The 26,808-nt window shown below is 37.4% G+C and carries 19 protein-coding genes; 1 reads left to right on the top strand and 18 read right to left on the bottom strand.

Translation table 11 applies throughout. The features are described from left to right. Nucleotides 1-41 precede the first annotated feature (41 nt). The 16 genes from BM012_RS26425 to BM012_RS12935 all read right to left on the bottom strand — a co-directional run bounded on the left by BM012_RS26425 (nt 42) and on the right by BM012_RS12935 (nt 23,698). Nucleotides 42-2,858: a hypothetical protein gene (locus BM012_RS26425; protein WP_074842824.1), complete on the bottom strand. Its 2,817-nt coding sequence runs from the start codon at nt 2,856-2,858 to the stop codon at nt 42-44. A 15-nt stretch (nt 2,859-2,873) separates the two neighbouring features. Next, nucleotides 2,874-5,507, bottom strand: coding sequence for a tetratricopeptide repeat protein (locus BM012_RS13010; protein WP_061805367.1), 2,634 nt, complete (start codon nt 5,505-5,507; stop codon nt 2,874-2,876). Between the two features lie 124 nt (nt 5,508-5,631). Beyond that, nucleotides 5,632-5,904 (bottom strand): WXG100 family type VII secretion target, encoded by a 273-nt coding sequence (locus BM012_RS13005; protein ID WP_061805366.1) that lies wholly within the window; start codon nt 5,902-5,904, stop codon nt 5,632-5,634. A 202-nt stretch (nt 5,905-6,106) separates the two neighbouring features. After that, complete coding sequence (gene essC, locus BM012_RS13000) at nt 6,107-10,126, bottom strand: type VII secretion protein EssC (protein ID WP_061805365.1); 4,020 nt, start codon at nt 10,124-10,126, stop codon at nt 6,107-6,109. Between the two features lie 10 nt (nt 10,127-10,136). After that, a complete protein-coding gene (locus BM012_RS12995) occupies nt 10,137-10,481 on the bottom strand; it encodes a hypothetical protein (RefSeq protein ID WP_061805364.1) in 345 nt (114 codons plus the stop codon). 11 nt (nt 10,482-10,492) lie between these two features. Continuing rightward, on the bottom strand, nt 10,493-11,260 hold the full coding sequence (locus BM012_RS12990; RefSeq protein ID WP_061805363.1) for a hypothetical protein: 768 nt from the start codon (nt 11,258-11,260) through the stop codon (nt 10,493-10,495). 9 nt (nt 11,261-11,269) lie between these two features. After that, entirely contained in the window at nt 11,270-12,034 is a 765-nt protein-coding gene (locus tag BM012_RS12985) for a vWA domain-containing protein (RefSeq protein ID WP_061805362.1), read from the bottom strand. A 272-nt stretch (nt 12,035-12,306) separates the two neighbouring features. Then, nucleotides 12,307-13,641 (bottom strand): sodium-dependent transporter, encoded by a 1,335-nt coding sequence (locus BM012_RS12980; protein WP_061805361.1) that lies wholly within the window; start codon nt 13,639-13,641, stop codon nt 12,307-12,309. 141 nt (nt 13,642-13,782) lie between these two features. Further along, nucleotides 13,783-14,082 (bottom strand): DUF3243 domain-containing protein, encoded by a 300-nt coding sequence (locus BM012_RS12975; RefSeq protein ID WP_061805360.1) that lies wholly within the window; start codon nt 14,080-14,082, stop codon nt 13,783-13,785. Between the two features lie 82 nt (nt 14,083-14,164). Then, entirely contained in the window at nt 14,165-15,253 is a 1,089-nt protein-coding gene (locus BM012_RS12970) for an AI-2E family transporter (protein WP_064505029.1), read from the bottom strand. A 52-nt stretch (nt 15,254-15,305) separates the two neighbouring features. Further along, nucleotides 15,306-16,457, bottom strand: a complete 1,152-nt coding sequence (locus BM012_RS12965) for a toxic anion resistance protein (protein WP_046217707.1) — start codon at nt 16,455-16,457, stop codon at nt 15,306-15,308. A 13-nt stretch (nt 16,458-16,470) separates the two neighbouring features. Further along, complete coding sequence (locus tag BM012_RS12960) at nt 16,471-17,100, bottom strand: 5-bromo-4-chloroindolyl phosphate hydrolysis family protein (RefSeq protein WP_061805358.1); 630 nt, start codon at nt 17,098-17,100, stop codon at nt 16,471-16,473. A 181-nt stretch (nt 17,101-17,281) separates the two neighbouring features. Next, complete coding sequence (locus BM012_RS12955) at nt 17,282-19,435, bottom strand: lipoteichoic acid synthase (RefSeq protein ID WP_235606181.1); 2,154 nt, start codon at nt 19,433-19,435, stop codon at nt 17,282-17,284. 644 nt (nt 19,436-20,079) lie between these two features. Next, nucleotides 20,080-21,309: an MFS transporter gene (locus tag BM012_RS12945; RefSeq protein WP_061805356.1), complete on the bottom strand. Its 1,230-nt coding sequence runs from the start codon at nt 21,307-21,309 to the stop codon at nt 20,080-20,082. 136 nt (nt 21,310-21,445) lie between these two features. Further along, complete coding sequence (locus BM012_RS12940; protein WP_061805355.1) at nt 21,446-22,741, bottom strand: glycosyl hydrolase family 18 protein; 1,296 nt, start codon at nt 22,739-22,741, stop codon at nt 21,446-21,448. A 198-nt stretch (nt 22,742-22,939) separates the two neighbouring features. After that, nucleotides 22,940-23,698: an SDR family NAD(P)-dependent oxidoreductase gene (locus BM012_RS12935; protein ID WP_061805354.1), complete on the bottom strand. Its 759-nt coding sequence runs from the start codon at nt 23,696-23,698 to the stop codon at nt 22,940-22,942. A 178-nt stretch (nt 23,699-23,876) separates the two neighbouring features. Here BM012_RS12935 and BM012_RS12930 point away from each other — a divergent pair, with 178 nt between their 5' ends. Further along, nucleotides 23,877-25,250, top strand: a complete 1,374-nt coding sequence (locus BM012_RS12930; protein ID WP_061805353.1) for an MATE family efflux transporter — start codon at nt 23,877-23,879, stop codon at nt 25,248-25,250. Nucleotides 25,251-25,282: 32 nt separating this feature from the next. Here the strand turns inward: BM012_RS12930 and BM012_RS12925 are convergent, their stop codons facing one another. Both BM012_RS12925 and BM012_RS12920 read right to left on the bottom strand, forming a co-directional pair. Next, entirely contained in the window at nt 25,283-25,666 is a 384-nt protein-coding gene (locus BM012_RS12925) for a replication termination protein (protein ID WP_019392100.1), read from the bottom strand. Nucleotides 25,667-25,830: 164 nt separating this feature from the next. Beyond that, the gene (locus BM012_RS12920) at nt 25,831-26,799 is read right to left on the bottom strand and encodes a bile acid:sodium symporter family protein (RefSeq protein ID WP_061805352.1); all 969 of its coding nucleotides are present in this window, start codon (nt 26,797-26,799) and stop codon (nt 25,831-25,833) included. Nucleotides 26,800-26,808 lie beyond the last annotated feature (9 nt).

The following is a 26,808-nucleotide window of genomic DNA, read 5'->3' as shown; positions in this document are numbered from 1 at the left end:
TATTTATACAATAAAGGCCGGATTTCTCCGGCCTCTATCTATTACTCATATCCAAGCTCTGTTAACTCTGTTTTAGCATTCGTTACCGTTTCTTCTCCTGCATATTTACCAATCTCAACAATGGCTTTATAGTAAGTTGCAGCTTTTACTTTCTCTTCTTCATTTCCTGTGCTCCATGTTTGAGCTTGCGTTAACATATCTTTTATACAAGCGTCATATTGGGTTTGCACTTCTACTTTCATTTCCTTAGACCAAGCACTATCTTTTGTTTCTTCTATCTTTTCTAATGCTGTATACAAGTAGTAAAGCTGTTGTTCTTTCTTTTCTATATTTTTCACTCTGTCAAGTGCATCAATAACTGTCTTACGATTTTCTGCTTGTGTTTTTATACTTTCGTCAAGTCCTTTGACATTTACAATTAAGTTATAGCTTTCAACTTGTTCTGTAAGTTCTTTTTGCTCAGCTTCTTCTAGTAGGCGGTTTGCTACTTTTTCAACAAGCGCTCCTCCTAAATTCTTTTCTGGATAAAGTCGGTTTGCTTCACTTCCGTATGCAATAGCTTCTTCGATTTCACCAGCATCATAACGTTTTTCTCCTGCTTCAACGTAGCCATATGCTGTTTTACGATCAACAGCTGTTTGCATCAGGGTATCATTTACCCCCTTTGCTGTTACCGTTAAAATTTCATATGCACGCTCAGCATCATCTTTACTCTCCATATTTAACGCTTTTTCACCTAAAGTTGTATTTGCCTTTTGTAAAATCGCTTTTGCGCCATCTGTTTCTTGGCGTTTATATCCTTCATAAGCAAAAATGGCTGCTTGAGTTGAATCACTTTCGATTAGTTTTTCTGCTTGCATAACTAAACGATAACCATAAAACTCTTCTTTAGCTTTCTCACTTACCTCATTTGGCACCTTTGATAAACCAGTTAAAGCAGCATAGCTTTGGGAAAGATATTTCTTCGTATCTTCATCTGTGTAAGCATTATTGCTCTTCATATCTTTAATAGATTGTTCAAGAAGCTTCTCACTTGCTTCCTTAATAGTATCATCCAATTCTGGATACTGTTCTACATATGCTGAAGCTTGTTGCAGAACTTGGATATATTTTTTCTCTTCCATTAACTGATTAAGAGAGTTTTTAAGTTCTTGCTGATTATCAACTTTTGCTTCAGTCTTATCTTCATCGTTTTCTACTTTAGTTGTATCATTATTCTCTATTTCGGGCTCATCTGAAGCTTTCACAGATTCGCTAAGGATGCGGAGTGCTTCGTTTCGTTTAGCTTCTGCTTCGTTATCAGCCTCAGTTGAATAATTTGCAATAAGTTGATAGCTATTAATTGCTTCAATAAGGGCTTTTTGATTAGCTTTACGTTGCAGCTCATCTAGCTTGTTATTTCTTAAATTCTCAGCAGCTTCACTTGCTTTTTGATCTGCTAAAGCCATCTCGCTGTTTTTCGCTTTCTCCAGTTCAACCTTATTTCCGTTTAAAAGGTCTTCAAATGTACCAGCATAATAAAGCTGATCTTTAGAGCTTCCTTCTTTAATAACATAAACATCAACATATTCTTCACGCGTAACTTTTTCAATTTCTTCCTTAAGCTTTGTAAGCTGTGCATTGTATATTCTAGCTTGTTCATCATTAAGCTGGGACTGAGTTAAAGATTGAATAAGCTGACGAGCCGTAATATCCGTATCGCTTGCATTGTTGTAATTTCTAAGCATCTCATCCAATAGGGTAACAACTTCTTGATCCTTTAAACCCTCTTTATTCCCATAATAAAGGGCATTATATATTTGCTGTTGTTCTCTATAAGATACTAAACGTTCATATGTGTCTTCTGGAAGAGCAAGTGTAAGATTTTCAAGCTGTTCACCTGGATTCGGTGTTGGTTTATTTGTTCCTTCATCGTCTGGATCTGGCGTTGGCTTATTTGTTCCTTCATCGTCTGGATCTGGCGTTGGCTTATTTGTTCCTTCATCATCTGGATCTGGTGTTGGTTTATTTGTTCCTTCATCGTCTGGATCCGGTGTTGGTTTATTTGTTCCTTCATCGTCTGGATCTGGCGTTGGCTTATTTGTTCCTTCATCGTCTGGATCTGGCGTTGGCTTATTTGTTCCTTCATCGTCTGGATCTGGTGTCGGCTTATTTGTTCCTTCATCATCTGGATCTGGTGTCGGCTTATTTGTTCCTCCATTATTAGAATCGTCCGGAGTACCAGTATCACCTTTATCCTGATTGTCAATATTGTCTTGATTACCTGTAGGTGGAATCACAGTCCCAGGTACATCTGTCGGAACCTTATCATCCCCATCTCCCTCATCAACAGCATCACTTGGAAGCGTTGGGTCATCACTAGTTGGCAATGATGGAACAGTTGGTAAGTCCGTAATCTTATCCGTTGGAAGCGTAACAACCGGACCATTCGGCGTTTTGTCATCCTGCACCCCTGCTACATCCTCTGTCTTACTCACAACAGGCTCTGGAACATCTGGAAGGTCTGTTGGATCAATGCTTAGGAATGTTAAAGGATCATCTGATTTTGATGGGTTGAAAAGATAAGCAAATGGGTCACTTGATTTTGTTGCCGTTGCTTTATCTTTGCTATCTGTTTTCTTATCCTCACTGCTTTTATCCTTCTTTAACTCACTTAAGGCTTTTTCGAGGTCACTTCCAATTTGCTCATCTGCTGTTTTTTCTTTTTTATCCTGCGTTGCTTCTGTCGCTACTTCTGGCTCCTGCTTTTTATTAAGCTGAATTGCCACTACGATCAGAACTGCAAGACAAATGGTGACAATGCCCCCAATAATCCATCTTGCTTTTGATGACATTTTCTCATTTTGTTGTTCTTCCACGTTGTTCCCTCCCAATTAAAGTAAATTGCTTTCTTTCATCTTTTGAACAGCATCTTTTGAAGACTGAACATATTCTTCGTTATCATTCATTTCAATTACTTGGTTGAAGTAAGTTTCAGCTTCTTTGTATTGCTTTTCACCAAGCTTGAATTTAGCGTATACAAACAGCGTATTGCTGCTGTTTGGGTAGTCCTCACGCGCTGTTTTAAAGTACGCTTCAGCTCCATTTTTATCTCCCACTTTGTTGCTAGCAAGAGCGGTGTTAATAAGGAGGTTCTCACTTTTCACACCAAGACCTAATGCTGTTTTATAATCATCAAGCGCTTTTCGATATTGCCCTGTGGCTCCGTTATCGTTCAGCTCTGTAAGCAATTGTCCGAAATCATAGTGCATGCGTCCGAGACGTGCCAAAAGCTGTTCATTCTTCGGCTCTTCTTTTAACACAACAGCTAGAATGCTTATGCCTTCTTTATAATTCGCTCGCTTTTGTTCATTTGTTGTACTTGGCATCGCATTAATAAGTGCATACGTATCTGAAAGGGCTTCAACATGGCGATCTCGCGTTCCTTCGAGCTCCACTGCTTTCTTATAGTACGTAAGAGCTTCATCATAGCGCTCAACAACAGAGAAAAGCTCGCCTTTTAAATATTGATAAAGAGCTTGACTTTCAGCGTCATCTTGCGGAATATCTTCAACAATATAGTTCGCTTTATTCAACTTGCCAATCGCAATATAGCTTTCAACTAAATCATGAACAAGGCGGTTGTAGTACGAGCTTTTCTTTGCTTCATATCCTTGTTCAAAATAAGAGATTGCTTTTGCATACGTTTTTTCTCTGTAGTAAGACTGTCCTGCTAGGTAGTTTGCTTTTTGGCTGCTTTTCGATAGATCTTTTTGCTGAAATGCTTCATCAAAAAGCGTTGATGCTTTATCATTTTCACCTGTTGCTAAGTAAAGTTGACCAAGCTTTAAATATACTTCGGGCTTTTTCTTTTGCTCCATTGCGCTCTTAAAATACTCTTCTGCTTGAAGGTAATCGCCTTTTTCATATGCTTCTGTTCCATGAGCAAGTGTTGTTTCCCACTTCTCATTTGCTGAATAACGGAAAGCCCAGACCGTAACGCCAATTGTGACGATAACAAGCGTTACAACAGAAATCATAATCCAGCGCTTTTTAACAAACGTGCCGACCTTTTGCTTGGCAGGCTTTTTTGCTTCTTGTGTAAAGGGTCTTGTTTGAATTGGTGTAACAGGACGTTTTTCTTCATCTTCTTTCAGTAGTTCCTGAAATGTTTCAGACGTTGATTTTTGTCCTGACTCCTCGTCCCTCTTTTCAGCAAGCTCGCTCATAATGAACTGAAGCTCTGTTTTAAATGAAGGTTCAATGCTTGGCAGCATGCTTGCTCGTTTGTAAAAAAGAAGCGCTTGGTCATAGTCATAAAGCTTCTCAAAATGAGCAGCAGCTTCTAAGTAATCCTGGACAATGAAAGGCCTGCTGTTTTCTTCATAAGGATGATCAAGAAACATCTCAATCTCTTTAACAATTGATTTATGTTCTTGAAAATGATGAACAACATAACGATACTCAAGCTCTGCCGCGTCTTTCTGACCTAATCCTTCAAATTTCGCCGCAATATCAAGGTGATCCTGAACAGATAATTCGTTATCCCCTTTTTCACTTTGAATGCGTGTGACATCTTCTTCAACTCGATTTCTAACGTTTTCAGGGAAAAGGGCATACCATTCCTTAAACGTTGGACAATCTTCTAACTTCTTACTCTTCCAAACTTTCTTGAACAAGTTCTTGCCTTCTGGTCCAAGCGTTCCGCTTATTGTTTTTAATAGAAGCTTAAATCGATCATTGTTTTGACCAATTTCATCTGGTTTAAAGTAGCTTGCATCGTCTGCCTTATTTTTTCTCACTTCATCACTATGCCAAGCTACCATCTCAGCTAGTAGTATAGCTCCTGAGAAACGATCCGCTTCCTTACACCATTTTCCTTCCTTAATATAGTAAGGTGCATATCCGAAAGATCCGCCTGGCAAAGACTTTGGTTTTGGTAGATGCGGCGCGTACATTTCTTCAACGTCAACAAATTCAATGTTCCCTACTCCATCTCTTCGTTCAGTTGAAAAGAATGGAAGAATAATATTGCTTGAGGACAAATCACAGTGTGCAAGTTCGCGCTGCTCTAACTCTCGTAAAATGAATGTAAACATACATGCTATGTATAAGCTTTCATCACTTGTTATCTTTTTTTCATCAACAATGATGTCTGCCCACGTTGGACCATCAATCCATGGCATCATTAAGGAATATTGCAAATCTTCATAAGTGGAAAGCAAGTGCTCGTGTTCTTTTATTTCAACGACTTTTCGCGCACAAACGCGAAGGCCAGGCAATTCAGCATATGGCTTAATATCTTGAGCAACCCCCACTTGATTGGGGCCTCTGAAGCGGTCGCGAAATACTTTAAGAGCTACAAAGTCTTTTCTCCCTGCTTTTGTTGTTTTCAGCTGATAGACGGTCCCTTGTCTGCCTTCTTGTCCGTAAGGCATATCTATTCCAACAACCGCAGGATGTTTTGTAAATGAGTAAGATGTCGAGAAAAGCTTAATCTCATCGCCAACTTCCGGATGAAAGCTCATAAGCATACCCTCAATTCTTTTTATAGTTAAAACGATTTACTCTTTATTTGAATAACGGCTCTTTGATTTATCGTAAGAAAGGCTAGCTACCTTTGCTGTAGCTAGCCTTCCTCCAATCATGGTCTTATTGACCGTCAACTTGACGGAAACGTGTTGCGATATCAGCTAACTCTTGACCAATAGAATCAAGTAACTGTGTATATGCTTCCATATGTTTTTGAGACTGTTCAAACTGTGTGAAGAAACGTTGTTTCGTTGCTCCATCCCAGCGTCCATCAAGAGACTGTAGTGCGTTTCTTAATGTTGAACATTGTTGACGACTTTGATCTGCACCGTTTTTAAACTGTCTTGAAATTCCATCTAGTTCCTCTGGTGAAACAAGAATTTTCATTGACATAATATTTTGCAGCTCCTTTATATTCAAATAGAGTAAATATATTACATGGAATAATATATTATAACTTGATAGGAAACTAAATAGTTTTAGAGGAATTTAAGTCTTTATAACCATCCAACTAAGGAATATACTACTAATTTCTCTTTAAACTAGTATTTTTTATAATTCTATAGTTCTAGTTCTATACACACTCAATTCGACATTATTCAACAAATTCCTCAGTTTTCGATAATTTCGCAAGTAAACTTTTTTGTTCTTCTTTGTCGAGGAATGGAAGCGCTGCTTTTATCTTCTCATGCTGTCCTCTTATAATAAAACCTTCTCCTGTTGGAAGCTCTCGGTCTGTTTCACTATGCGTTAACCTCATATTAAAGAAATAAAGGTCATTTGACATTGTTGACCCAAGTAAAATGCCCGTAAATTTCTTTTTAAGGTTTACAAACCATGTGTCGTGTCCGTATGCTGTGAATCCTCCTACACTTCCAGCAAAGATAAAATGTACATTTTTTTGCCGAGCGGTTTTGGTAATATTTTCGAGCTTTGGTTTTATATTAAAGTCCATGGAAACTTGGCTCATAAAGTTCTCTCCATCATCAACAACAATAATGAGCGGTTTGTATGTTGGGCCTTCTTCATCTTGGAAACTTCCGAAATCAAGTGAAGCACCTTCTCGAGTTGAAAGTTCTCTTTCAATTTCATCGAAAAGCTCGTTTGCTTGCGTAAGATCTGTTGCATAGCCTTTTACATGTGGGAGTGAAGCAAGTGTGAGCATTCCGTTGCGCTTTGGCTCGAGTTCGATAAGATATATATCAATCTCATCACTTCTAAACTGTCTACCCATTCCTAAAATCAATGTTTGGAGGAGAGCTGTTTTTCCTGACTCGACGCGTCCTGAGACAATAATGTGATTCTCCTCTTCAATATCAAGCGATAGAACATTTAAATCTTCTTTTTCAAGACCAAATGGCAATGTTTTCGGTTTGATTCGATCTCTTCGGTTATAAAGGTCCTTTAGTGTAACAAGTTTTGGGACGAGCGGAATTGAGAATGCTTCGCTGCCTTTATTTTCTTCCTTCATTCTTTTTCCCCAGCTTTGCAGAAATTTCATTTTCTCAAGCTCGTCTTCTCCTTCATACGGAGTTGCTGCTTGGAACATATATGGTGGAGTACTTCCTTTAATAAATCCTCGTCCAGGCGGCAAGTCTGTTGCAGCAAAGTCAGGTCTTCCAACTGCAAAATGGAAATCTGAACGATCTGCAAGCTCAAAAGCTACCGCTGATTGGAAGTTATTGCGATATCGCTCGTACATATCATTCGCTTGGTTAATACTTGTGATGAAATAAATGCCATATTTCGCTCCGTCTCGAAGTAAGTATTCAAACTGCTCATTTTCTTCTTCAAATGTCTTTCTAAATGTCGCGTAGCCATCAATCGCTACAACGATAGCAGGCAGTTCTTCCCCTGTTAAACGTCGGTAGTTCACAGGTGAACTTACTCCATGCTCAGAGAAAAGAGAAATGCGTAAACGCAGTTCTTTTTGAAGAAATTTAAACAAGCGCATCATTTTTTCTTCTTGTTCTTCTCCAATGACGTCTCCAACATGTGGAAAGTAATTAAAGTCATGAAACTGACGACTAAAGTCAATAACGTATGCGTTCAACTCACTTGGCGCATAGTTGAAAAACAAGGATAAAAGCGCAGACTGAAGGAAATATGTTTTTCCTGAACCAGGCATCCCATAGATGAGAAAATGTCCTGCTTCCAAGTCAATCGAAATTGGAAACTGTGTTTGATTGCGAACATCATCAATTAGTCCTGATGTAATCATCAAACCTTCTTTCTTTTCTTCCCAGCGCTCAACACTCCACTTTTCAGATTCAATAAGGTCAGTAATCGGTAAGGACTGTGGAAGTGGCGGCTGCCACGGTCCTTGTAGTGGTTCGATACTTGCGAGTTTTGCTTCATTGCTTATATAGTGAATAAGCGCATTGATTTGCTTTTGCTCTGTTTCCTTTTCAGATTTTGGAGCTTCATAGTAGGAGCGCGCTCCATTTAGCCCAATTTTAGCAATCTCGATTTGTCGTTCTTGTTCTTCCTTCTCTGGATGATAAGGAGCCCCGCTCCATGCAGATTGGAAATATTCAAGCACTTCATTGTTTCCAACTTGAAAATAGCCTCGTCCTGGCACATTGATATCCGCTGCATTCGGAATTTTAATCATCTCTCGGCTGTCTGTTTCATCTTGTACACGTAAACACACTTTAAAGCGCGAGTTACTCCAAATTTTATCGTTGACAACCCCAGTTGGTTTTTGGGTTGCAAGTAGAAGATGAACACCTAGCGTACGTCCAATTGCGGCAATACTAACAAGCTCATCCATAAATTCAGGCTGCTCTTTTTTCAGTTGAGCAAATTCATCAATAACAATGAATAAATGTGGAAGCGGCTCTTTAAAACGCCACTCTGATTTGAAATACTCATCAATATGCTGAAGATTACCTGCTTTATTAAACAGCTTTTGTCGGCGTTCAAGCTCTGCTCGAAGGGAAGTTTTAGCCCGTTGAATCAGATTTGGATCTTCTAAGTTTGTAATCGCTGCTACAACATGTGGAAGACCGTCAAACGTATTGGACATTCCTCCACCTTTATAGTCAATAAGCATAAAAGAAAGCTCGTGCGGATGGTATGTTAAGGCAAGAGATAAAATGATGGACTGAATCACTTCACTTTTTCCCGATCCTGTTGTCCCAGCCATTAAACCGTGGGGGCCATGCCCACCTTTTTCAATTTTGTCGTGAATGTTCAAGAAAACAGGCTTATTTCCTTCCCTAACTCCGATAATAACCGGAAGCGTAAGTGGATAACGGTTTTCATTCCAACGATCAAGCACATTTAATTCTTCAACACGTTGTTTTTCATACATCGATAAGAAAGTGAGCACGTTCGGTACATTAATTGACGCCGACTCTTTTACACGAAGCGGTGCGCTTGCTCTAGCCATTTCTTTTGCTTCTTTTAAAGAAAACTGATCAATAGCCACTTTTTCAGAGCCTGTGAAATATTGAATTTCATCTTCACCAGCAAACGTTTCGTAAAGCTTAGCAACGCCATTTTTCACTTCAATAATAAGTTCACATTCCATTGGTAGCGTCTCTTTTTCAGGAGACATTAAAAACGTACAAGCTCCTATTTCTTCTTCTTGATTTAAAAGAAGAGGAAGCAGTGGATCATCCTCTAAAAGCGTTAAGTCGCTTAAAAAGAACACAAACTCAGGCACATGTGCTTCTTTTTTATTGTCGGCTCCCTTTTCAAGTCTACGAATATTCAACATACTGTAAAGCGTCTCAAACAGCTCTGTTGTCTCTTCTTGACCTTTTGCCATATAGCGTAGCTTCCGCCCTGGACTCCACGTATGTGGCAGCCAGCGCATCCACGACCATTCTTCTTCCTCTTCTTCGCTATAGTTTGAGACAACTTTCACTTCTTCAGGTGAATGATGTGTAACAAGCTGTAAGGAAAGAACACGTGCTAAGTTTAAAATCTCCGCTCTGTCTCCAACAAGACCAACAACACGCTTTTCTTTTAATGGAATTGTGACAGGTACCCCCACAACTTCACGATAATGCTCCTGTAATTTTTGAGCTTCCGCAATAAGCGGGTTTACATCATATCCTTGCTGATTTGGTACTTCTATTTCCATTTGAAACGGTCGTTTTCCGATGCCTACGCGAAGTTCTAAAAAGTCATCTGTTTGCGGCGTTCTCTCCCAAAGCGTACTTTTACGCTGGTGAATCCGCTCCAAACAATGATCAGGATGCGGATTATGCTGACGTAAAAATGCTTCTTGATCAGCACGGATGTCTTCAATTTCTTTTTGATGTTTTTCAATTTGCTCTAGATATTCTCTATGTAATGTTTCGACTTCAGTTCTATGTGCTTTCTTTTTGCGAAAATGCATCACAATTGTAGCTGTGTAAGAACCAATCATAGGTACGCTCATCGCGAGCATAAAAATTGGATACATACTGTTGTTCATAACCGTTTTGGACAGCCAAAACATAATCCCAACCGTTGCAGCTGTTAGAAATATAGGAATAACCATTGATTCAAATGAAAATTTCGGCTCCTGCGGTTCTTGTTTTGGACTATGCACAACCATTTTCCCTGTTGGTAAAGCAAGCTTTAAACGAGGTGAACGTTTAAAGTACGGTGATTTTCTCATAAGGTCCTCCTTATTGAATCATTTTCCACACATAATCATCAGAGCGTTCTACAAGCTCTTCCATTTGTTCATCTTTTCCTTCATAAATGGTTGGTAATGAAGACCTTCCTTGTTTACAGAGTCGTAAGAATACGCCGTCCCAAATCATTGCGTGTTCTAGCGTTTCTTCTGGATCTGCTTTATACCACTGTTTTTGGTCGAAAGAATATTCAATCTCCGGTGGCTCCATTCCTTTATACGCATGTTGGAAATGCTTTGCTAGAAGGCTTGCTGCTTCTTTTGCTTCAATATCATTTGGAAGCAGCAAATCAAGCTCTTCTTTTCCATGAATGAACGTTATAATAATTTCTTCCATATCATCACTTCCTATAACGTAATTTCTAAAAGAGAGACATCATCACTTTCAGGTGTGGCTAAGCTTTGAGAGATAGCTTCTTTTATCTCGTCACTTCCTATCTCTTTTTCATCTAAGAGAGCCAAACCATCCGAATAAAGAAGAAGTTTATGAAACGCACATGATTTTTCGATCACTATATTGGCTTTTTCACCTATAAGCCCTCTTTTCGTTGACCACCTTACCCCTGTTTCTAATTTACTTTGATAAACTTCCTCTCCATTATCTAAAAAAAAGCGTACCCTAATATCGCCTCCACTACTTAAAAATAAGCGATATAGCCCATTAGAGAGCGCATCAATTCGCCCACAAACAAACATTGCCTCGCTTCCGTTATTTCGTTTTTCTTCAAGTACGCTCTTCACTAATTCGGGAAGATGTGAATTTACAGGAACAGCTTCTATATGTTTTGTAGCTTCTTCTGTTAACGTCTCTAAATAAGCATGAAAAAGGGCCTTTCCTTCTTCAAACAGGATTTCACCTTGCTTCATAAGCCAAGCAACAAGCTTATCTCCTAAAAACTTTGCTGCAGCATCTCCATAAAAAGACAAGCTAACACCATCACAAAGAGCAAAAGCAAGTGTGCCATTTTCTTCTTGAAAAACAAGATAATCTTGACTCTTTTCTCCGTTCTCCATTGTTTCACGAGCCCTATAGAAACCATAACAAAGTTGAAAGAAGTCGGTATTTAAAAAAGATAGCTCTTCTTCTTTTCGCTGATTACTTTTAAAACCGTTCATTGTTTCCTCCTATCTAACAGGAGTTGCAGCCGACATTTGAAAGCCAAGGGACACAAGATCTTCATTTGCCCCAGGAAGCATCATGACTGCTCCTTCTTTAATGCTATATCCTGTTTCATTCATCATAGTTCGATAACTTTCAGGAATAGGAGAAGATAGCTTTTTTAGCTTCATTCCATATTGATCAAGAAACGCTGTTTGTTCTTGAATACCGCCCCAATTTTTGGGGTCTAAAACAGGTTCTTTTAAAATGTCATCCGAAATAAAAATATTTTCAACAAGCACATTACCATCTTTTACAGTTAATCCTTGTATTCTTTTAACAATCGCTTCTGGATCTTCTCCTGTATATTCTCCATCTGTCATATGACATACAAGTGGAGCAGGACATTCTTGAAGATGTGGAAGTTCTTCCTTTAGAAGATCTTCAACAGCCTGAAAGCCTTTCGCTGTGTTTGTAAAGCGCTGTGTTTTGATATTTTTAAGCGGTGGTTTACCAGCGAGCTCATCAATTCCTTTCGGGCCGCCCAAAACGTCAAAAACATAATCGCTATACGCTAAGATAGATACACGATAGCGCGGGCTCAATCGACTTCCTTTTGTAGAACGAAATACCATTTGCCGAATAGCAGATTGTAGAGCAGTTGCAACAACGTCAATTCGCTTTTTTTCACCTTGACCAGATTTCATCATCCCGTTCATCGAGGCACTAATATCTAACAAATAAATAATATAAGCAGGCGTTCCCTGCGTTGCTTGTTTTTCATAACTCATGCCAGTTGCCTTCCTTTCTCTCTCTTTTTTTCATAAGGCAAGGTTTGTGAGAGTACCTTCTTACCAAATGGTAAAATTTATAGCAAATTCTCTTTCAATATACATATTTTATCTTTCTTACTGAAGGATGGAAATATGGAAAAGGTCTCACATTGACTATCAAACTACATCATATAATTCGAAAAAGAGGTAAAAAGAACTAAAAAACTCACCCAACTTTTTACTCATTGGGTGAGTTTTAGCAAAAAAGAGGTAATCAATTAGAAGTTTTATTATTTCCAAATAGGTAATCCGCCTAAAAAAACCACAATAATAATGAGAGGCAGAAGATATTTGAGTAAGAACAACCACAAAATGAACACTCGTTTTCCAATTGAACTTCCTGATTGAAATTCTTCTAAGAGAGTTTCTCGTTTCATGCGATATCCAACGAAAATCGAGATAGCTAAACTTCCAAGCGGCAGCATCATGTTGCTTACTAAAAAGTCAAACAAATCAAAGATATTTTTATTAAATAGAGTAACATGGCTGAGGACCCCATAAGAAAGCGCTGGGAATACGCCTACAACAAAGACGATAATTCCCCCTATCCACGAAAATTTCTTGCGTTTCTCTACCTCTCCTTTCCCTAATGCAGAAGTGATAATTTCAAGCATCGAAAAAGAAGAGGTTAACGTTGCAAATAAAAATAGGATTAAAAAGATTGTTAAGAAAACAACGCCAAACGGCATCTGTTCAAACACAGATGGAAGAGCAACAAATAATAAACCTGGTCCTTCCGTTGGCTCGATTCCAAATGAAAATACAGCTGGAAAAATAGCAAGCCCTGCAAGAAGCGACACGAAAATATTTAAAAGAGCAACGCTCCCTGCTGAACGAGTAAGGCTGACACTTTTATCTAAATATGAACTGTATGTAACCATACAAGAAAGTCCAACACAAAGCGCAAAGAAAGATTGTCCAAGTGCGAATAAAACAGACTGACCTGTAATCGCACTAAAATCTGGTTTTAGAAAAAAGCGAACTCCTTCCATTGCATCCGGCAGAGTTAGAGAACGAACAACAAGCACGATAAAGAAAATAAATAAAGCAGGCATCATATACTTATTCGCACGCTCAATTCCTTTTTGAACACCAACAGATACAACAATAATATTAATGAGTAGAAAGACCGCCTGAGCTCCAACTACAACAAAAGGGTTAGCAATAATTGTATCAAAAAGTGGACCATACTCTTTTCCAAGCAAATCTCCAGAAATGCTTAAAATCGTGTAAAGAAGAATCCAACCGCCTACAACGCTATAAAAAGCTAAAAGTAAAACGCTACTTGCTACTCCAAGTTTTCCAATCCACGGCCATCCTTTTGGAGCGAGCGCTTTATAAGCACTAACTGCTTCTTTTCCAGTACTACGTCCAATTACAAATTCAGCAAGTAAAAGAGGTAGTCCAACAAAAAGTGTGAAAATGATAAATAAAAGAAAAAATGCGCCTCCTCCGCTCGTTCCCGCTACATACGGAAACTTCCAAATGGCACCTAATCCAATCGCCGCTCCAGCGGATGCTAGAATAAAACCTAGCCGCGACGACCATTTATTACTGTCTTCCATAAAAAGCCCCTTTCTCATAAAACAAACCACTGTTTCTATGTTACTAAAAATAGAGGCTTCTCCACAACTAAAAACGTATATTTTGTTCTTTAAAATATTTTAGAAAACCTAAAAAAAGCCGGTGCTTAGGCACCGACTTTTTTAATTTGTTTCGTTTGTTAAACGAACAAGCATACGAGCTAAGTGTTGACGATCCTCTTCTTCGCCAACTTTCCATAGTTGTTGTAGTAAGTACTCTTCGCGGTTTTTCGGCTCTTCGTTCTTCGCTAGATAGTCCGCTACTTTTTTCGCTGACTTGGCAATAGCTTCTTCGCTTAACCCAAGCTTTTGACCCTTTTCTACTTTATCACCTAAGTAGTTCTTGAATTCCTCAAAGTTTTGAAGAATTTGCTCTTTCTCTTCTTGGCTTTTTTCACGTACTGCTTTTTCCGCTCTTTCCATTTGTAAAACCTCCTAATAGTTTGTACTAACTTATATTAGGTTGGTTCCCCTATTTCGAGCTTTCAAACATGTAAAAGTGTTTTTATTCTTCGTGCACATTATAATATGGAAACAGCAGTTCATACACTTTCATAACAACAACTTTTAGCACACAATAGGTTGGAAGAGCGAGAAGCAGACCTACAAATCCGAAGAAGCTCCCAGATGCAAGCAAAAGTAAAATAACGGTTACAGGATGCACATCGAGCTTTTTCCCCATAACTTGTGGAGAAATTAAGTTACTCTCAATTTGCTGAATAATGACAATCCCGATAATCACGTAAAGAGCAAGGCGAGGCTCTTGAATAAAACCGACAATTACGCCTGGCACTGTGCCAATAAAAGGGCCTACAAACGGAATTAAATTCGTAAACAGCGCAATTAAAGCTAAAATTAGCGCATAATCAAGCCCAAGCAAAAGATATAAGATATAAACACAAACCCCTACAAACAAGCTTACAATAACTTGTCCTTGCACATATGCGCTTAATGTACTGCTTGCTTGCTTTAATACATCATACGTTACTTCACGATACTTAGCTGATGGAATAAAGCGTGAGAAAGTCTTTGGAAGCTTGTGTCCGTCTTTCAACATATAAAAGAGAACAAATGGCACTGTAATAATGACGATAATGGTATTACGTAAAAAGTCAATAATTTGAATTGTGCTATTTCCAAGTGTTGTTGCTACTTCACCGAGCATCTCAGTTGCACGCTTTTCAAGATCGTTATTAGCAAGGCGAGCTCTAAGTTCATCAGACCATGGAAGGGTTTGAAGGTCTTGAATATTATCCGTTATATCCCGAGCAACGTTTGGCAAAAAGTTCACAAACTGAGCAAGCTGATGAGATACAATCGGATATAAGTATGTTCCAACGCTTGTTACTCCTGTAATAAAAGCTGAGAAAACAAGCAGAATAGCTAGGATTCTCGGAATTTTTAGAAGCGTTAGTAAAAAAACAATCGGGCGCAGCAAATAATACAGAACGCCCGCAATAATAAGAGGGGCCAAAATATTTGTAATCATGCTTATTATTGGTGTGATAATAAAGGATACTTTTGAAAGCATGAAAAGTATCGTTAAAAATAGTAGAATTAAAACACCTGACTGCAGTGCCTTAGACTTTCTCATAAAACCTTTTTCTCCTTCTCTCTCTACCTTACTTTTTTTAAACATACGCTCTTTACGTTAAGTCAAGAAGACGTTTTTTTAAGTTATCTTCCATGTGCTGTAATTCTCGTTCAGCTTCCTTCCGTTTTGTCCGGCCATCTGCTTGAATTTGAAGCACTTCTTCTAATGTTTCCACTAAATTTTCCTGCGTTTTTTGAAGCGTTTCAATGTCAACAAGGCCACGCTCGTTCTCTCTTGCAATATCAACCGTATTTTTCTTCAATAGCTCTGAATTCTTTAATAATAAATCATTCGTTGTGTTTGTTACCTCACGCTGCGCTTCCATTGCTTTTTCTTGTCTCAAAAGTGTAAGAGCAATCACAACTTGATTTTTCCATAGAGGAATTGCCGTTAGAATAGAGCTTTGTATTTTTTCTACAAGTGTTTGATTTACTTCCTGAATCATCCGAATTTGAGGAGCACTTTGAATGGCTATTTGTCTGCTCAACTTTAGATCATATGTGCGTTTATCAAGACGAGTCATAAACTGCTTTACATCGTTCACTTCTTGCACTGTTAAATAATTGTCCGTTTTTAATGCTTCTTGTTCAAGCTTTGGAAGTGTTTCTGTTTCAAGAAGTTCTAGTTTATGTTCAGCTGCTGCAATATAGATATTTAATGCATCAAAGTACTCTTTGTTTTTATCATAGAGCTTTTCAAGCATAAGAAGATCTCGGTACAGCTCTTGCTTTGTGTGCTCAAGCTGGTCAGCAATTTTCTCAATTTCCACTTGCAAACTGCTGTATTTTGGAAAAATCCCTTTTGCTGAACGAGAAATAGTAGAGAAAAAACGTCCAACTCTTCCTTGTTTCTTACCTGATAGCTCATCAAGATTAAGCTGTTTAATTTTCCCCATAAGATCTGTAAGCACTTCTCCTACAGGTCCTGTATCTTTTGCCTGAACATGCTGAAGAACGCCTTGAGAGAACTTAGAAAGCTCAGACTGTGCAGCAACTCCATATTGCAAAATTGCCTGGTGATCATTTTGGTTAATTTGCTCTGAAATTTTAATTGCTTTTTCTTTATATTGAGGAGAAAGCCTTTCAATTGCTTTTACTTCTCCTTTTTCTTCTTTAGAGAGCTCAGTTGAAGATTCATTTGTTTTAAATGGGTCACTTAATAAATCATCAAAACTGCTTAAAGAATTATCTTTGAATTCATTCATTTTATCACCCTTTTCATTTCCCTGCTGGTGGTTTATTTTCTCCATAGCTGTTATGAAGAAGACTCTGCTCAATTTCGAGCGCTGTTAGATCCTGACTAATGCTAGATGTTAGAACTTCATCATATTTCACAATTAATTCATCTAACGTGTCTTCTGTTTCACTTAGCGCAATTTTCACTTCTGCATTTTTAGTTGGCTTCGCAAGTAAAAATGTATATCGATCAACAATTTTGACCGTAGAAGGCAAATATTTTTTAAAAAAGTCTTGTGCTTCATAAAATCGAGCAGGTTCTTTATCAACCATATCAATAATGGAGCGACCAACTTTTTGAAGTTTATTAATTTTAATCCATACATGCATGGACTTTACTTTAAAACGAGACTGACTTAGCGTACGAAGTGATTTTCTCGCTTCTTTTACATGATGGTCAACATAGGCTTTTTGCTCTTTATATGGGTCGTAGCGGAAATTTTGGCGCAAAAGAAAGTAACATAAACAGAGGAGAACCGTCGCGCTCCACGTTCCTATCCCAATTAATATAGAAAAGAACAGCGGAATATCTAAAAAGAACGCCGCTCCAACAATTGTTACAAACCCAGCTAAACCTGAATACAGCAACGTTTGAATGATTCGCTTGATCACTTTACAATTTCCTCCCTATAGCGAACATTTTCTTTCATAATAGCACACTTCATCTAAATATTCGAACGAGTTTGCTTTCGGTGTTTCTTCACTATGTTATACGTTTTTTCTTTATCTAAAGTTTCGTTTTTCTGCTTTTGAACTTACAAAAAAAGTGTGAGGGATACATCCCTCACACTTTTTATTTAGCTTCAGATTCTTGAGTTTTAGTTTGTGGCGTTTCGGACCCTTGAAGTTCAGATCCTTGCGCTGCTGGTTCAAAATCTGCTCCGTCTTTTGCTTGTTCTTCACTCGCCTCAAGACCGTAACCTTTAGCTTTATATTCTGCTTCTTTTTCCTGTTTTTCTTGTTCAAGAGCTTTCTTCTCTTCTTCAAGGAATCCAGGTTTCTTTGCTAATTTATCATCTTTTGAATAATCAAATGATGAACGCTTCGGTTGTTCAAACCCTTTTAAGTCATAGAAACGGAGTAAATCACCATATACAAGCTTATCTGAAAGCTCTAGCTTCTTCTGTACAAGCTCTTGGTCTTTTTTCGTTTCTTCTGTACTTGGGAGTTTTTCTCCTGTTGTGTTGTCGTACACTTTATCATCAAGCTGCGTATATTCTGGTGTTACAAAGTCTCCGTTACGGAACGGTACGATTTGCTGATGATCTTTTGATAGAAGATCTGTACCAAATTGAATTTGGTTTTTCGTATCGACTCCAAGTAAGTGCTCTACAGTTGGTCGTACATCGACTTGTCCGCCGTACGTATCCTTCACTCCGCCTTTGCCTTCAAGACCTGGTGCATGGATAAACAGTGGTACACGCTGAAGCTGTGCTTCTTCAAAGTCATTGATATCTTTACCCATAACTTTGCTCATTGCTTTTTTATGGTTTTCAGAAATACCGTAATGGTCCCCATACATTACAATCACAGAGTTTTCGTAAAGACCAGATTCTTTTAAGTCATTAAAGAACTGTTCTAAAGCTTCGTCCATGTATCGTGCTGTTTGGAAGTAGTTATCAACAGATGAATCACCTGTATCTCCTGGTGCAATCGTCTTTTTATCATCACTTAATGGATAAGGGAAATGATTTGTTAACGTAATAAACTTCGTATAGAACGGTTGTTTTAATGATTCTAAATATGGCATTGATTCTTTAAAGTATGGTTTATCTTCTAAACCGTAGTTTAAGACATGACCATCTACCATATTGTAGTAGCTTTCATCAAAGAAATGATCATAGCCAAATGCTTTATAGTTCTCTTCACGGTTCCAGAACGATTTGTTGTTTCCGTGGAAGACCGCTGTATCTTTATATCCATTTTCTTTCAATAGTTGCGGTAAAGCTTGGTACGTGTTTTCAGCTTTTGTTGAGAACACAGAACCTTGTGGTAATGGATAAATACTGTTTTCCATCATAAATTCAGCATCAGATGTTTTACCTTGACCTGTTTGGTGGAACAGATTCTTAAAGTATAAAGTGTTACTATCTTTGGCTAAGCTATTTAAGAATGGAGTTACTTCCTGCCCATTTAACTTATAGTCAATCATAAATGACTGAAGGGACTCAAGTGAAATGTAAATCACATTCTTCCCTTTTAATTGACCAAAATATTCTGAGTTTGGTTCTGCATAAGATGCTTTTGTAAAGTTCTCTACTTCTGTAATATCACTACTGTCTGCTAAAGCACGTTGAGCAGATGATTTTGTACTTTGAATTGCATCATAAATTGTATAGTTATAAGCACCAAGATATTTCACAAGGTAGTTACGATCAAACGCACGTGTTAGAAGCTGTGGACGATCTGATTCAGCAAGAGCTAAGTTTCCTGCAAAAATCATAATTGCTGCTGTAAAAACAGCTACAATTCCCCGACGGCTAAATTTCTCCGTATGTGGTTTAACAACTTTAAATAGAACAAGTGCGATTAAGATGATTGTATCTACAAAATACAAAATATCTGTTGGTTCCATTAATGCTTGTGCACTTCCGCCTAGTTTACCAAAGTTTTCGGTTTGTCTTAAAACTGGTATCGTAATAAAGTCATTGAAAAAGCGGTAAAACACAATATTCGCAAATAGAATAAATGTTAATACAAAGTTAATCGCAATCAATACTCTATACTGCGCTTTCCCCTTGAAAAATAGCGCAATTCCTAAAAAGAATAAGGAAGAGCTGATTGGGTTAATGAATAATAAAAACTTCTGCATTGAATTGTCTATTCCAAGATCAAATTCAAGTTGATAAGCTGCATAAGTTTTTAACCAAAATAGAACCGCAATAAATAGGAAAAGTCCTAAATGCGTGTTCAAAAATTGTTGACCTTTCCTGAAAAACGATTTCATACTTTCACCTCTCTACAATTAACGTTCCCTTTTTTTTATAAGAAAATGAACGCAACAAAAAAAGACAAACTCCCTAACAGAATAAAAGAGAGCTTTTTGGACAGTATGCCACTATTCTACCGCTTAGCTGATAGAAGTCAAATGATATTTTTGGAAAAAGAGCTTTTTTTGTAGGTTTTCCTATTATACGTTATTCTTTTTATTTTACAAATAGCCCATTTTACCTATTCATATCTTAAAGCCGCACTTTATTCTAACTCCCTTTACCCTCTTCCGATTAAAAGTATGCCTAGTTTTTTATTTTCCTTCATAAATCGAACAAAGTGAGTGGAGCTAGGAATTAATATATGTTGTCCTATCTCTAAGTAGTATATATATTATTTGTTTTTCTTCGATAAAACTCCTGCCGTTTCCTTAAAACACCTGTGAAGTTTCTTAGAACGTTTTACACTATACGAGATGTTATCGAAGAATACAACAAACAATATCTGCTAATGAGAAAATAACAACACTTTTTTGTTCTGTCTTTTTTCTCTATTTGCCTTTTCCCTATATATAGACGATTTTGTTTTTATTTTGTTTCAGTTTTTATAAAATTTCTGCTGAGATAAAAAATGAGGAAGCACCTGTGTAAGGATGCTTCCTCATTCTTTATCTGGTTGAATTCGCCACCATACAAGGATTCCTCCAATAAGACTAAGCACAACATTTATATAAAAAAGACCTTTATCCATATGAGTTGTTAAAATAGCGAAAACAGGAGGACCAAGTGCAACTCCAACAAAACGCATAGAGCTATAAATGGACGTAATTGTCCCTCTTTCTTCCTTGCCAATCCCTTCTGTAATAAGAGCGTCAAGACTCGGTAACGAACCTCCTATTCCAATTCCTGTTAACACCAAGAGACCAACAAGCACAACAAAAGAAGAGAAAAAGGATGCAATAAATAATGAAGCAGCTGTGAGTAGCAGTCCAATTACTGTAATCCATTTCATAAGAAGCTTGTTTTGCTTGATCACTTTTCCAGTTATAAAAGACGCTAAACAGAGGGCTGCAAGCGGGATAGCCAACACAAGCCCTTTATCAACACCAACCATTCCAAATTCTTTCTCAAGTCTGTTTGCTAAATAAAAAAGAAAACCGAACAAAATAAACATTAAAATAATACCAGCAATAAAAATGCTGTATAACCAGTGACCTTCTTCTTTAAAAATTCTTTTCACTTTTTTTAAAAATTCATTAAGTGGTAATGGTTCATCTTGCTGTTTTGGTACTTTCACACAGAAAAAAAGAAAAACAACGGAAATTAGACAAAGAACAGGAATAGCAAAGAAAGGCATAAACCATACAACTACGGCTAGTAAGGACCCTAATATAGGGCTAACAACCTTACCCAATGTATTAGCGGTTTCCACAATACCGAGATTTGCACTAACTTCTTTTTCGTCTTTGTACAAATCTCCAACAAGAGGAAGCACAATAGGAGAAGCCCCTGCGGCCCCAATTCCTTGCAGTATCCGACCTATTAAAATCATCATATAAGGTTCATTAATTTGCCATGCTGCATACCCAGAAACAAGCCCACCTAATAAAGAGATAATAAGGCTTGGAATAATAATTTTCTTTCGTCCAAAGCGATCTGAAAGATAGCCTGCAACGGGAATTAAAATAATAGCAGCTACGGAATAGAGCGTAATAATAAGGCTTGACTGGAAAGAACTAATAGAAAGCTCTTTCTCTAGAGTTGGTAGGATCGGGATAAGCATTGAATTTCCCAATGTCATTACAAGGGGAATTGTAGCAATTGAAATTAAACATAGGACCCCAGGAACATTTTCTTTTTGTGATTTATTACATGTTGCTGATTCTTTCACTATTCTTCACCTTTCTTGCTCTATAAAAGCTGATGATACTCTTACTATTCCCGCTTGCTTTGTTTTCACAATAGAGAAAGTTTGGTAATCAAAAAAGACCCTCATATATGTATGAGAGTCTTCTCCAATTTTAAGATTACTTAAAGCAATAAAAGTTTGAACATTCTTTTTGTAAATGCAATAATGCATAAACACTTCCCATATTTGTTCCCACTACAACCCAAGGCGAATATGCTACATTACTTTTCTCTGGTTCAAATTCTTGCACTGGCCACTGAGCCATATAAAGCACACCATTATGTTTAACAATTTCACCTTGTTCATAAGTTTTCGTTGGCTGCCATTTTATGCTTTTTGGCATTTTATTTTTAACTTTGTTTTCTGTTTGTGTTTCTTCTGGTTCCCCTGTTTCTGTAACTGTACTATGAATTTGCTTAAGGGTTGTTTCGTTCTGCTCGGCATTTTCTTCATTCTCTAATACAATTACGCCACCTGTTTTGTTAAGCGCTAGATTTGTTTTTTCTTGCACAGTTTTCTGAGTTTCCCTTGTTTCCTTCGTTTCTTTCGTTTCCTGGGTTTCCTGGATTTCTTCTTTTATTTCTGTTTTAGGCATTTCTTCTCCATCTTTTGGTTTACTCTGTTCCTGTGCTAATGACTTAGTTTCAACAGGCTCCAGGTTTTCGGAAACCGGAATGCTAAGTGTTATTTTATTTCCATCTCCTACTTGCTCTGTCCAGTAGGCAATTGTTCGCTTTGACTCTTCGTAAGACATTGTTTCGGTGTCATTAGTAGACATAATGTTCACCCAATCCACTGCAGCTAAGATACTTTTTACTTCTTCACTTAATTCACTTGCTTCGTTCTCATTATTAGAATGACGAACAGAAAGGGTAAGCAATGTTTGACTTTCACTCGAAATTTGATCAAGCTCATGAATAAGTTCAATATAAAACAACTGCTTTTCTTTTTCATCTTGAGAAGCCCAGTCAACATTGATGCCGTCTACTCCATATGTTTGAATAATATTTTTTACTTCTTCACTAAATGTCTTTTGTATAGTTTCTTCTGCCGGAAGAGCCGCGTATGCGCTAGCATCCGCTTCTTTCAAATCTATAAGCACCTTTACTCCATGTTCATGTGCTTTTAAGACAAGCTCTTTTAATTTCTCTGTATCTTGAGGTGAAGGGATTCTCCCATCTTTCTCCATATATAAACTACCGTATATAACATGAGTAACGCTCTCCCATTGGATTGCTTTTTCAAGATCTACGTTATCGTTAGCTGAATAGTATCCCATGATTCGAAAAGAATCTTCTCCTTCGTTCCCAACTGGAATACTTGTTAAGTCTTGTGCGAATGCTTTTAACATATATGGGGAAAGACCTAATGATAAAAGAGACGCACAGAACAGAACAACACACACTTTCTTCATAATTAAGCCCCGCTTCTATTTTTACTTGTAACATGTTTGTAATTTTTGATTTTATTATCATATCACGAATAAGCAGCGAAGTTAAGAAGATTTTTGTAATATTTTTAACATAAATGTATTATTAGTAACATACTATTGGCCTACAAAAAAGTAAAAAACAAGATAATAAGGTATTATCTTGTTTTTTACTTCCTATATTTAGAAATTCATACGAGATTGACCGCCATCTACATTAATACTTGTTCCAACAAGCCATGATGACTTTGGCGATGCCAAAAACAAAACAGCGTTAGCTACTTCTTCCACTGTTCCAAATCGACCTGCAGGAATTTCCTCTTCGATAAACTTTTTAATTTTCTCTGGATGTTCATCAAGGCGTTTTTGCCAGTTTCCTGTTGGATGAAGAATACTTCCAGGAGCAATACTATTAACGCGTACATTATGGGGAATACATTCATTTGCAAAAGCCTTTGTAAAGCTAATGAGCGCTGCCTTTGCATTGTTATATGTTACTTTTCCACCGCTTTCTCGTCCAAAAATAGAGGTAATCTGTATAAGGCTGCCCGCTCCGTTTTCTTTCATATGAGTTCCTGCTAACTTGCTTAAATGAACAGGAGCAAAGTAATTTAATTCCATCGCTTCGTAGAACATATCAAGCTCTGTTTCAAACGCACTGCCTCCATTGCTTCCTCCAGCATTATTAACTAAAACATCCACTCTTTTGAAATCTTCTAAGAAGTGATGAAAAAGCTTCTCTCTTTCTTTTTGTTGAGAGAGATCTACTTCATATATCCTTACATCTCCAAGCTCTTCTCTCGCTTTTTCAAGTTGTTCTTTTGAACGAGCTGCAATTCCTACATTTGCTCCTTCTTCAATAAATGCTTTTGCGATTGCCTTTCCAATTCCTTTTGAGCCTCCTGTTACGAGTACATTTTTATTTTTTAATTGTAAATCCATATAGCTCACATCCTGTTCTTTTGAGTGTTCTTATACCTTTCGTCCTACTTTTATGAAAATAAAAAAATTTATAAGTTTGTTGCTCATCTGCTTATGTAAAAAATGGTTGACAAAAATACGATAACCTCCTAGAATTCATGGGATGAATACGATTCACTAAAAGATGGGAGGATTCTTTTTGTATCAAACATTTACAACAAGTGAAAAACTCAAACAGCTTTTATCCATTTTAATTCCAATCTTCATTACCCAAATTGGTATGTACCTTATGACATTCTTTGATACAACAATGTCTGGCAAAGCAAGTCCTAAAGACTTAGCAGGTGTTGCAATAGGATCAAGTATTTGGATGCCTATCTATACAGGTCTTGCAGGTATTCTCTTAGCAGTCACTCCTATTGTAGCTCAACTGATTGGAGCAGAGCAAAAAAAACGCGTCTCTTTTTCAGTTATTCAAGGGATTTATGTAGCCATTGCGATGTCAATTTTAGTCATCGTAGCTGGAGGATTTCTCTTAAATCCCATTCTTCATATGATGGACATTACAAATGAAGTTCATCACATTGCAAAAGATTACTTAATTGCTTTATCATTGGGCATTTTTCCTCTTTTCATTTATACAACAATTCGCTCCTTTATCGATGCATTAGGAAAAACACGCGTAAGTATGACAATTACTCTTATTGCGCTTCCTGTTAATCTTGTATTAAATTATTTGTTCATTTTCGGGAAATGGGGAGCACCAAAATTAGGAGGAGTTGGAGCTGGGTATGCTACAGCTATTACCTACTGGGTGATTTGCTTTATTGCCATTTTTACCGTCTCCCAAATAGAACCTTTCAGGCAATTTCGGCTTTTTAAGAGCGCTTATCGCGTTTCTTTTGCAGAATGGAAAACCATTTTAAAAATTGGTCTTCCTATTGGGTTTTCTATCTTTTTTGAAACAAGTATTTTTGCAGCAGTAACTCTTTTCCTTAGCGTCTATGATACGATTACAATTGCTTCACATCAGGCAGCCATGAATTTTGCTTCCTTATTATATATGATTCCTTTAAGTGTATCGATGGCGCTAACAATTGTGGTCGGATTTGAGATAGGTTCAAAGCGGCCTCATGATGCTAAAAAGTATGGTCATTTAGGAATTATAATTGCTTTATCCCTAGCTATTTTAAACGGTATCTTCCTTTATATTATGCGTGAACCAATCGCATCTCTTTATACAACAGATCCTAACGTACTAGCGCTTACTAAGGTCTTTTTAATATATGCGATTTTCTTTCAGATTTCTGATGCTATTCAAGCACCTATTCAAGGGATTCTTCGCGGACATAAAGATGTTAATATAACCTTTATAATGGCGCTTGTTTCCTACTGGGTTATCGGTCTTCCTGTGGGATATTCTCTCGCTAATTTCACAAACCTTCACGCATTTGGGTATTGGGTAGGTCTTATTACAGGATTAGCCGTAGGAGCTATTGGTCTTGCTTTTAGACTGCTTTATGTACAAAAAAATGCGCAAAAGAAAACAGGATTAGAAAAATCGGCTTCGTAATATAAGAAACAACCCTAGGAACATTCCTAGGGTTATTTTATACCAAAATTATCGCGTACCGCTTTTTGAATCATCGATTGACATCTATCTAACTCTACTTTAAGCTGACGCTTATATTTTTTTGCTTTTTCATGTCCATTCTCCCCAGCAAACCGATAGTATACCACTTCTTGAAGCTTCATGCCTTCTTTTTTCTTTTTCACTTGTTCCAAAACGCCATCTTCAATAAGGTCGTGCAAGGCTTTATAAATTTCAGAGTGATTCGGACGATATCCGAAAGGACGAAATTCTTCTCGTAATACATCAAGCAAACGTAAACCATATAATCGTTCTTGTTCTGTCATTGTAATCATATAAAGCTTAAGAAATGCACGCTGTTTTACTAAGAAACCGCTTGGATTGCGCTTTTCACTCATAAAATTCCTCCTTTTTGTATGTAACGACCTTCCATATTCTTATTATAGTATGAGATTCCCAGAACGGACAAGTGTTCGCTTCCCTTTTATGTGTTTTATTTTATCATATATCTTCTAAAACAGTAAATAAAGGAAAAATAAAAGCAGCTCTTTAAGAGCTGCTTTTATACAACATGCTTTTGTTCTTCCTTTTGACGCTTTTCTTTTCGATCGTGCTTTTTCCCCCAATATGTGGCAAGAAGCGGTCCTGAAATATTGTGCCATACGCTAAAAATGGCGCTCGGTACAGCTGCAATCGGGCTAAAATGTGCTAGAGCAAGCGCTGCTCCAAGCCCTGAGTTTTGCATCCCAACTTCAATAGAAAGAGCTTTCTGACTTCCTTCATCTAAACGGAAAAGACGAGCAAGAAGCCAACCGAAAAACAAACCAAATAAGTTATGAAGCATAACAATAAAAATCATTTTTAAAGCTGCATCTGCAATTGATTCTGCATTAACAGCAACAACACCTGCTGCAACAGCCACAATTCCTATAACCGAAATGAGTGGTAGAGCTTTTATGCTTTTTTCAACTCCGTTTTTAAATAAAAGCTTCACGATAATACCTAATATAATAGGAAGCAACACGATTTTTAAAATGGAGACTAAAAGAGAAGACGCGGAAACCTCAAGCCATTGACTTGCAAAAAGCATAATTAAAACAGGAGTCAAAAATGGGGCAATAAGGGTAGCAACACTCGTAACAGCAACGCTTAATGCTGTGTTTCCTTTAGCTAAGTAAGTCATAACATTAGAAGCTGTTCCTCCTGGACAACATCCAACTAAAATTACTCCAATTGCAACTTCAGGTGGAAGCTGAAATAAAACAGCAAGTCCATAAGCAAGTCCTGGCATTATCGTATATTGCCCTACAACGCCGATAAGAACGCTTTTTGGTTGCTTAAATACCGCTTTAAAGTCGTTTAAAGATAGCGTTAATCCCATCCCAAACATAATGATACCTAATAAAATCGAAATGTAATCGCTAATCCAAACAAATGATGAAGGATATAAAAAAGATAATAGCGAAAATAGCACAACCCAGAGGGCAAACGTGCTATTAGCAAATGAACTAATTTTTTCAAGTGCTCTCAATGATGTCAA

The organism is Priestia endophytica DSM 13796 (genome assembly GCF_900115845.1).
Taxonomy (GTDB): domain Bacteria; phylum Bacillota; class Bacilli; order Bacillales; family Bacillaceae_H; genus Bacillus_I; species Bacillus_I endophytica.
The sequence above is the reverse complement of the archived record's forward strand: the minus strand, read 5'-3'. Positions and strand labels throughout refer to the sequence as shown.

Bases quoted from the DNA above. Each gene is read 5' to 3' on its own strand.
- BM012_RS13010 (WP_061805367.1), bottom strand. From the start codon at position 5,507: ATGAGCTTTCATCCGGAAGTTGGCGATGAGATTAAGCTTTTCTCGACA.
- BM012_RS13005 (WP_061805366.1), bottom strand. From the start codon at position 5,904: ATGTCAATGAAAATTCTTGTTTCACCAGAGGAACTAGATGGAATTTCA.
- essC (WP_061805365.1), bottom strand. From the start codon at position 10,126: ATGAGAAAATCACCGTACTTTAAACGTTCACCTCGTTTAAAGCTTGCT.
- BM012_RS12995 (WP_061805364.1), bottom strand. From the start codon at position 10,481: ATGGAAGAAATTATTATAACGTTCATTCATGGAAAAGAAGAGCTTGAT.
- BM012_RS12990 (WP_061805363.1), bottom strand. From the start codon at position 11,260: ATGAACGGTTTTAAAAGTAATCAGCGAAAAGAAGAAGAGCTATCTTTT.
- BM012_RS12985 (WP_061805362.1), bottom strand. From the start codon at position 12,034: ATGAGTTATGAAAAACAAGCAACGCAGGGAACGCCTGCTTATATTATT.
- BM012_RS12980 (WP_061805361.1), bottom strand. From the start codon at position 13,641: ATGGAAGACAGTAATAAATGGTCGTCGCGGCTAGGTTTTATTCTAGCA.
- BM012_RS12975 (WP_061805360.1), bottom strand. From the start codon at position 14,082: ATGGAAAGAGCGGAAAAAGCAGTACGTGAAAAAAGCCAAGAAGAGAAA.
- BM012_RS12970 (WP_064505029.1), bottom strand. From the start codon at position 15,253: ATGAGAAAGTCTAAGGCACTGCAGTCAGGTGTTTTAATTCTACTATTT.
- BM012_RS12965 (WP_046217707.1), bottom strand. From the start codon at position 16,457: ATGAATGAATTCAAAGATAATTCTTTAAGCAGTTTTGATGATTTATTA.
- BM012_RS12955 (WP_235606181.1), bottom strand. From the start codon at position 19,435: ATGAAATCGTTTTTCAGGAAAGGTCAACAATTTTTGAACACGCATTTA.
- BM012_RS12940 (WP_061805355.1), bottom strand. From the start codon at position 22,741: ATGAAGAAAGTGTGTGTTGTTCTGTTCTGTGCGTCTCTTTTATCATTA.
- BM012_RS12935 (WP_061805354.1), bottom strand. From the start codon at position 23,698: ATGGATTTACAATTAAAAAATAAAAATGTACTCGTAACAGGAGGCTCA.
- BM012_RS12925 (WP_019392100.1), bottom strand. From the start codon at position 25,666: ATGAGTGAAAAGCGCAATCCAAGCGGTTTCTTAGTAAAACAGCGTGCA.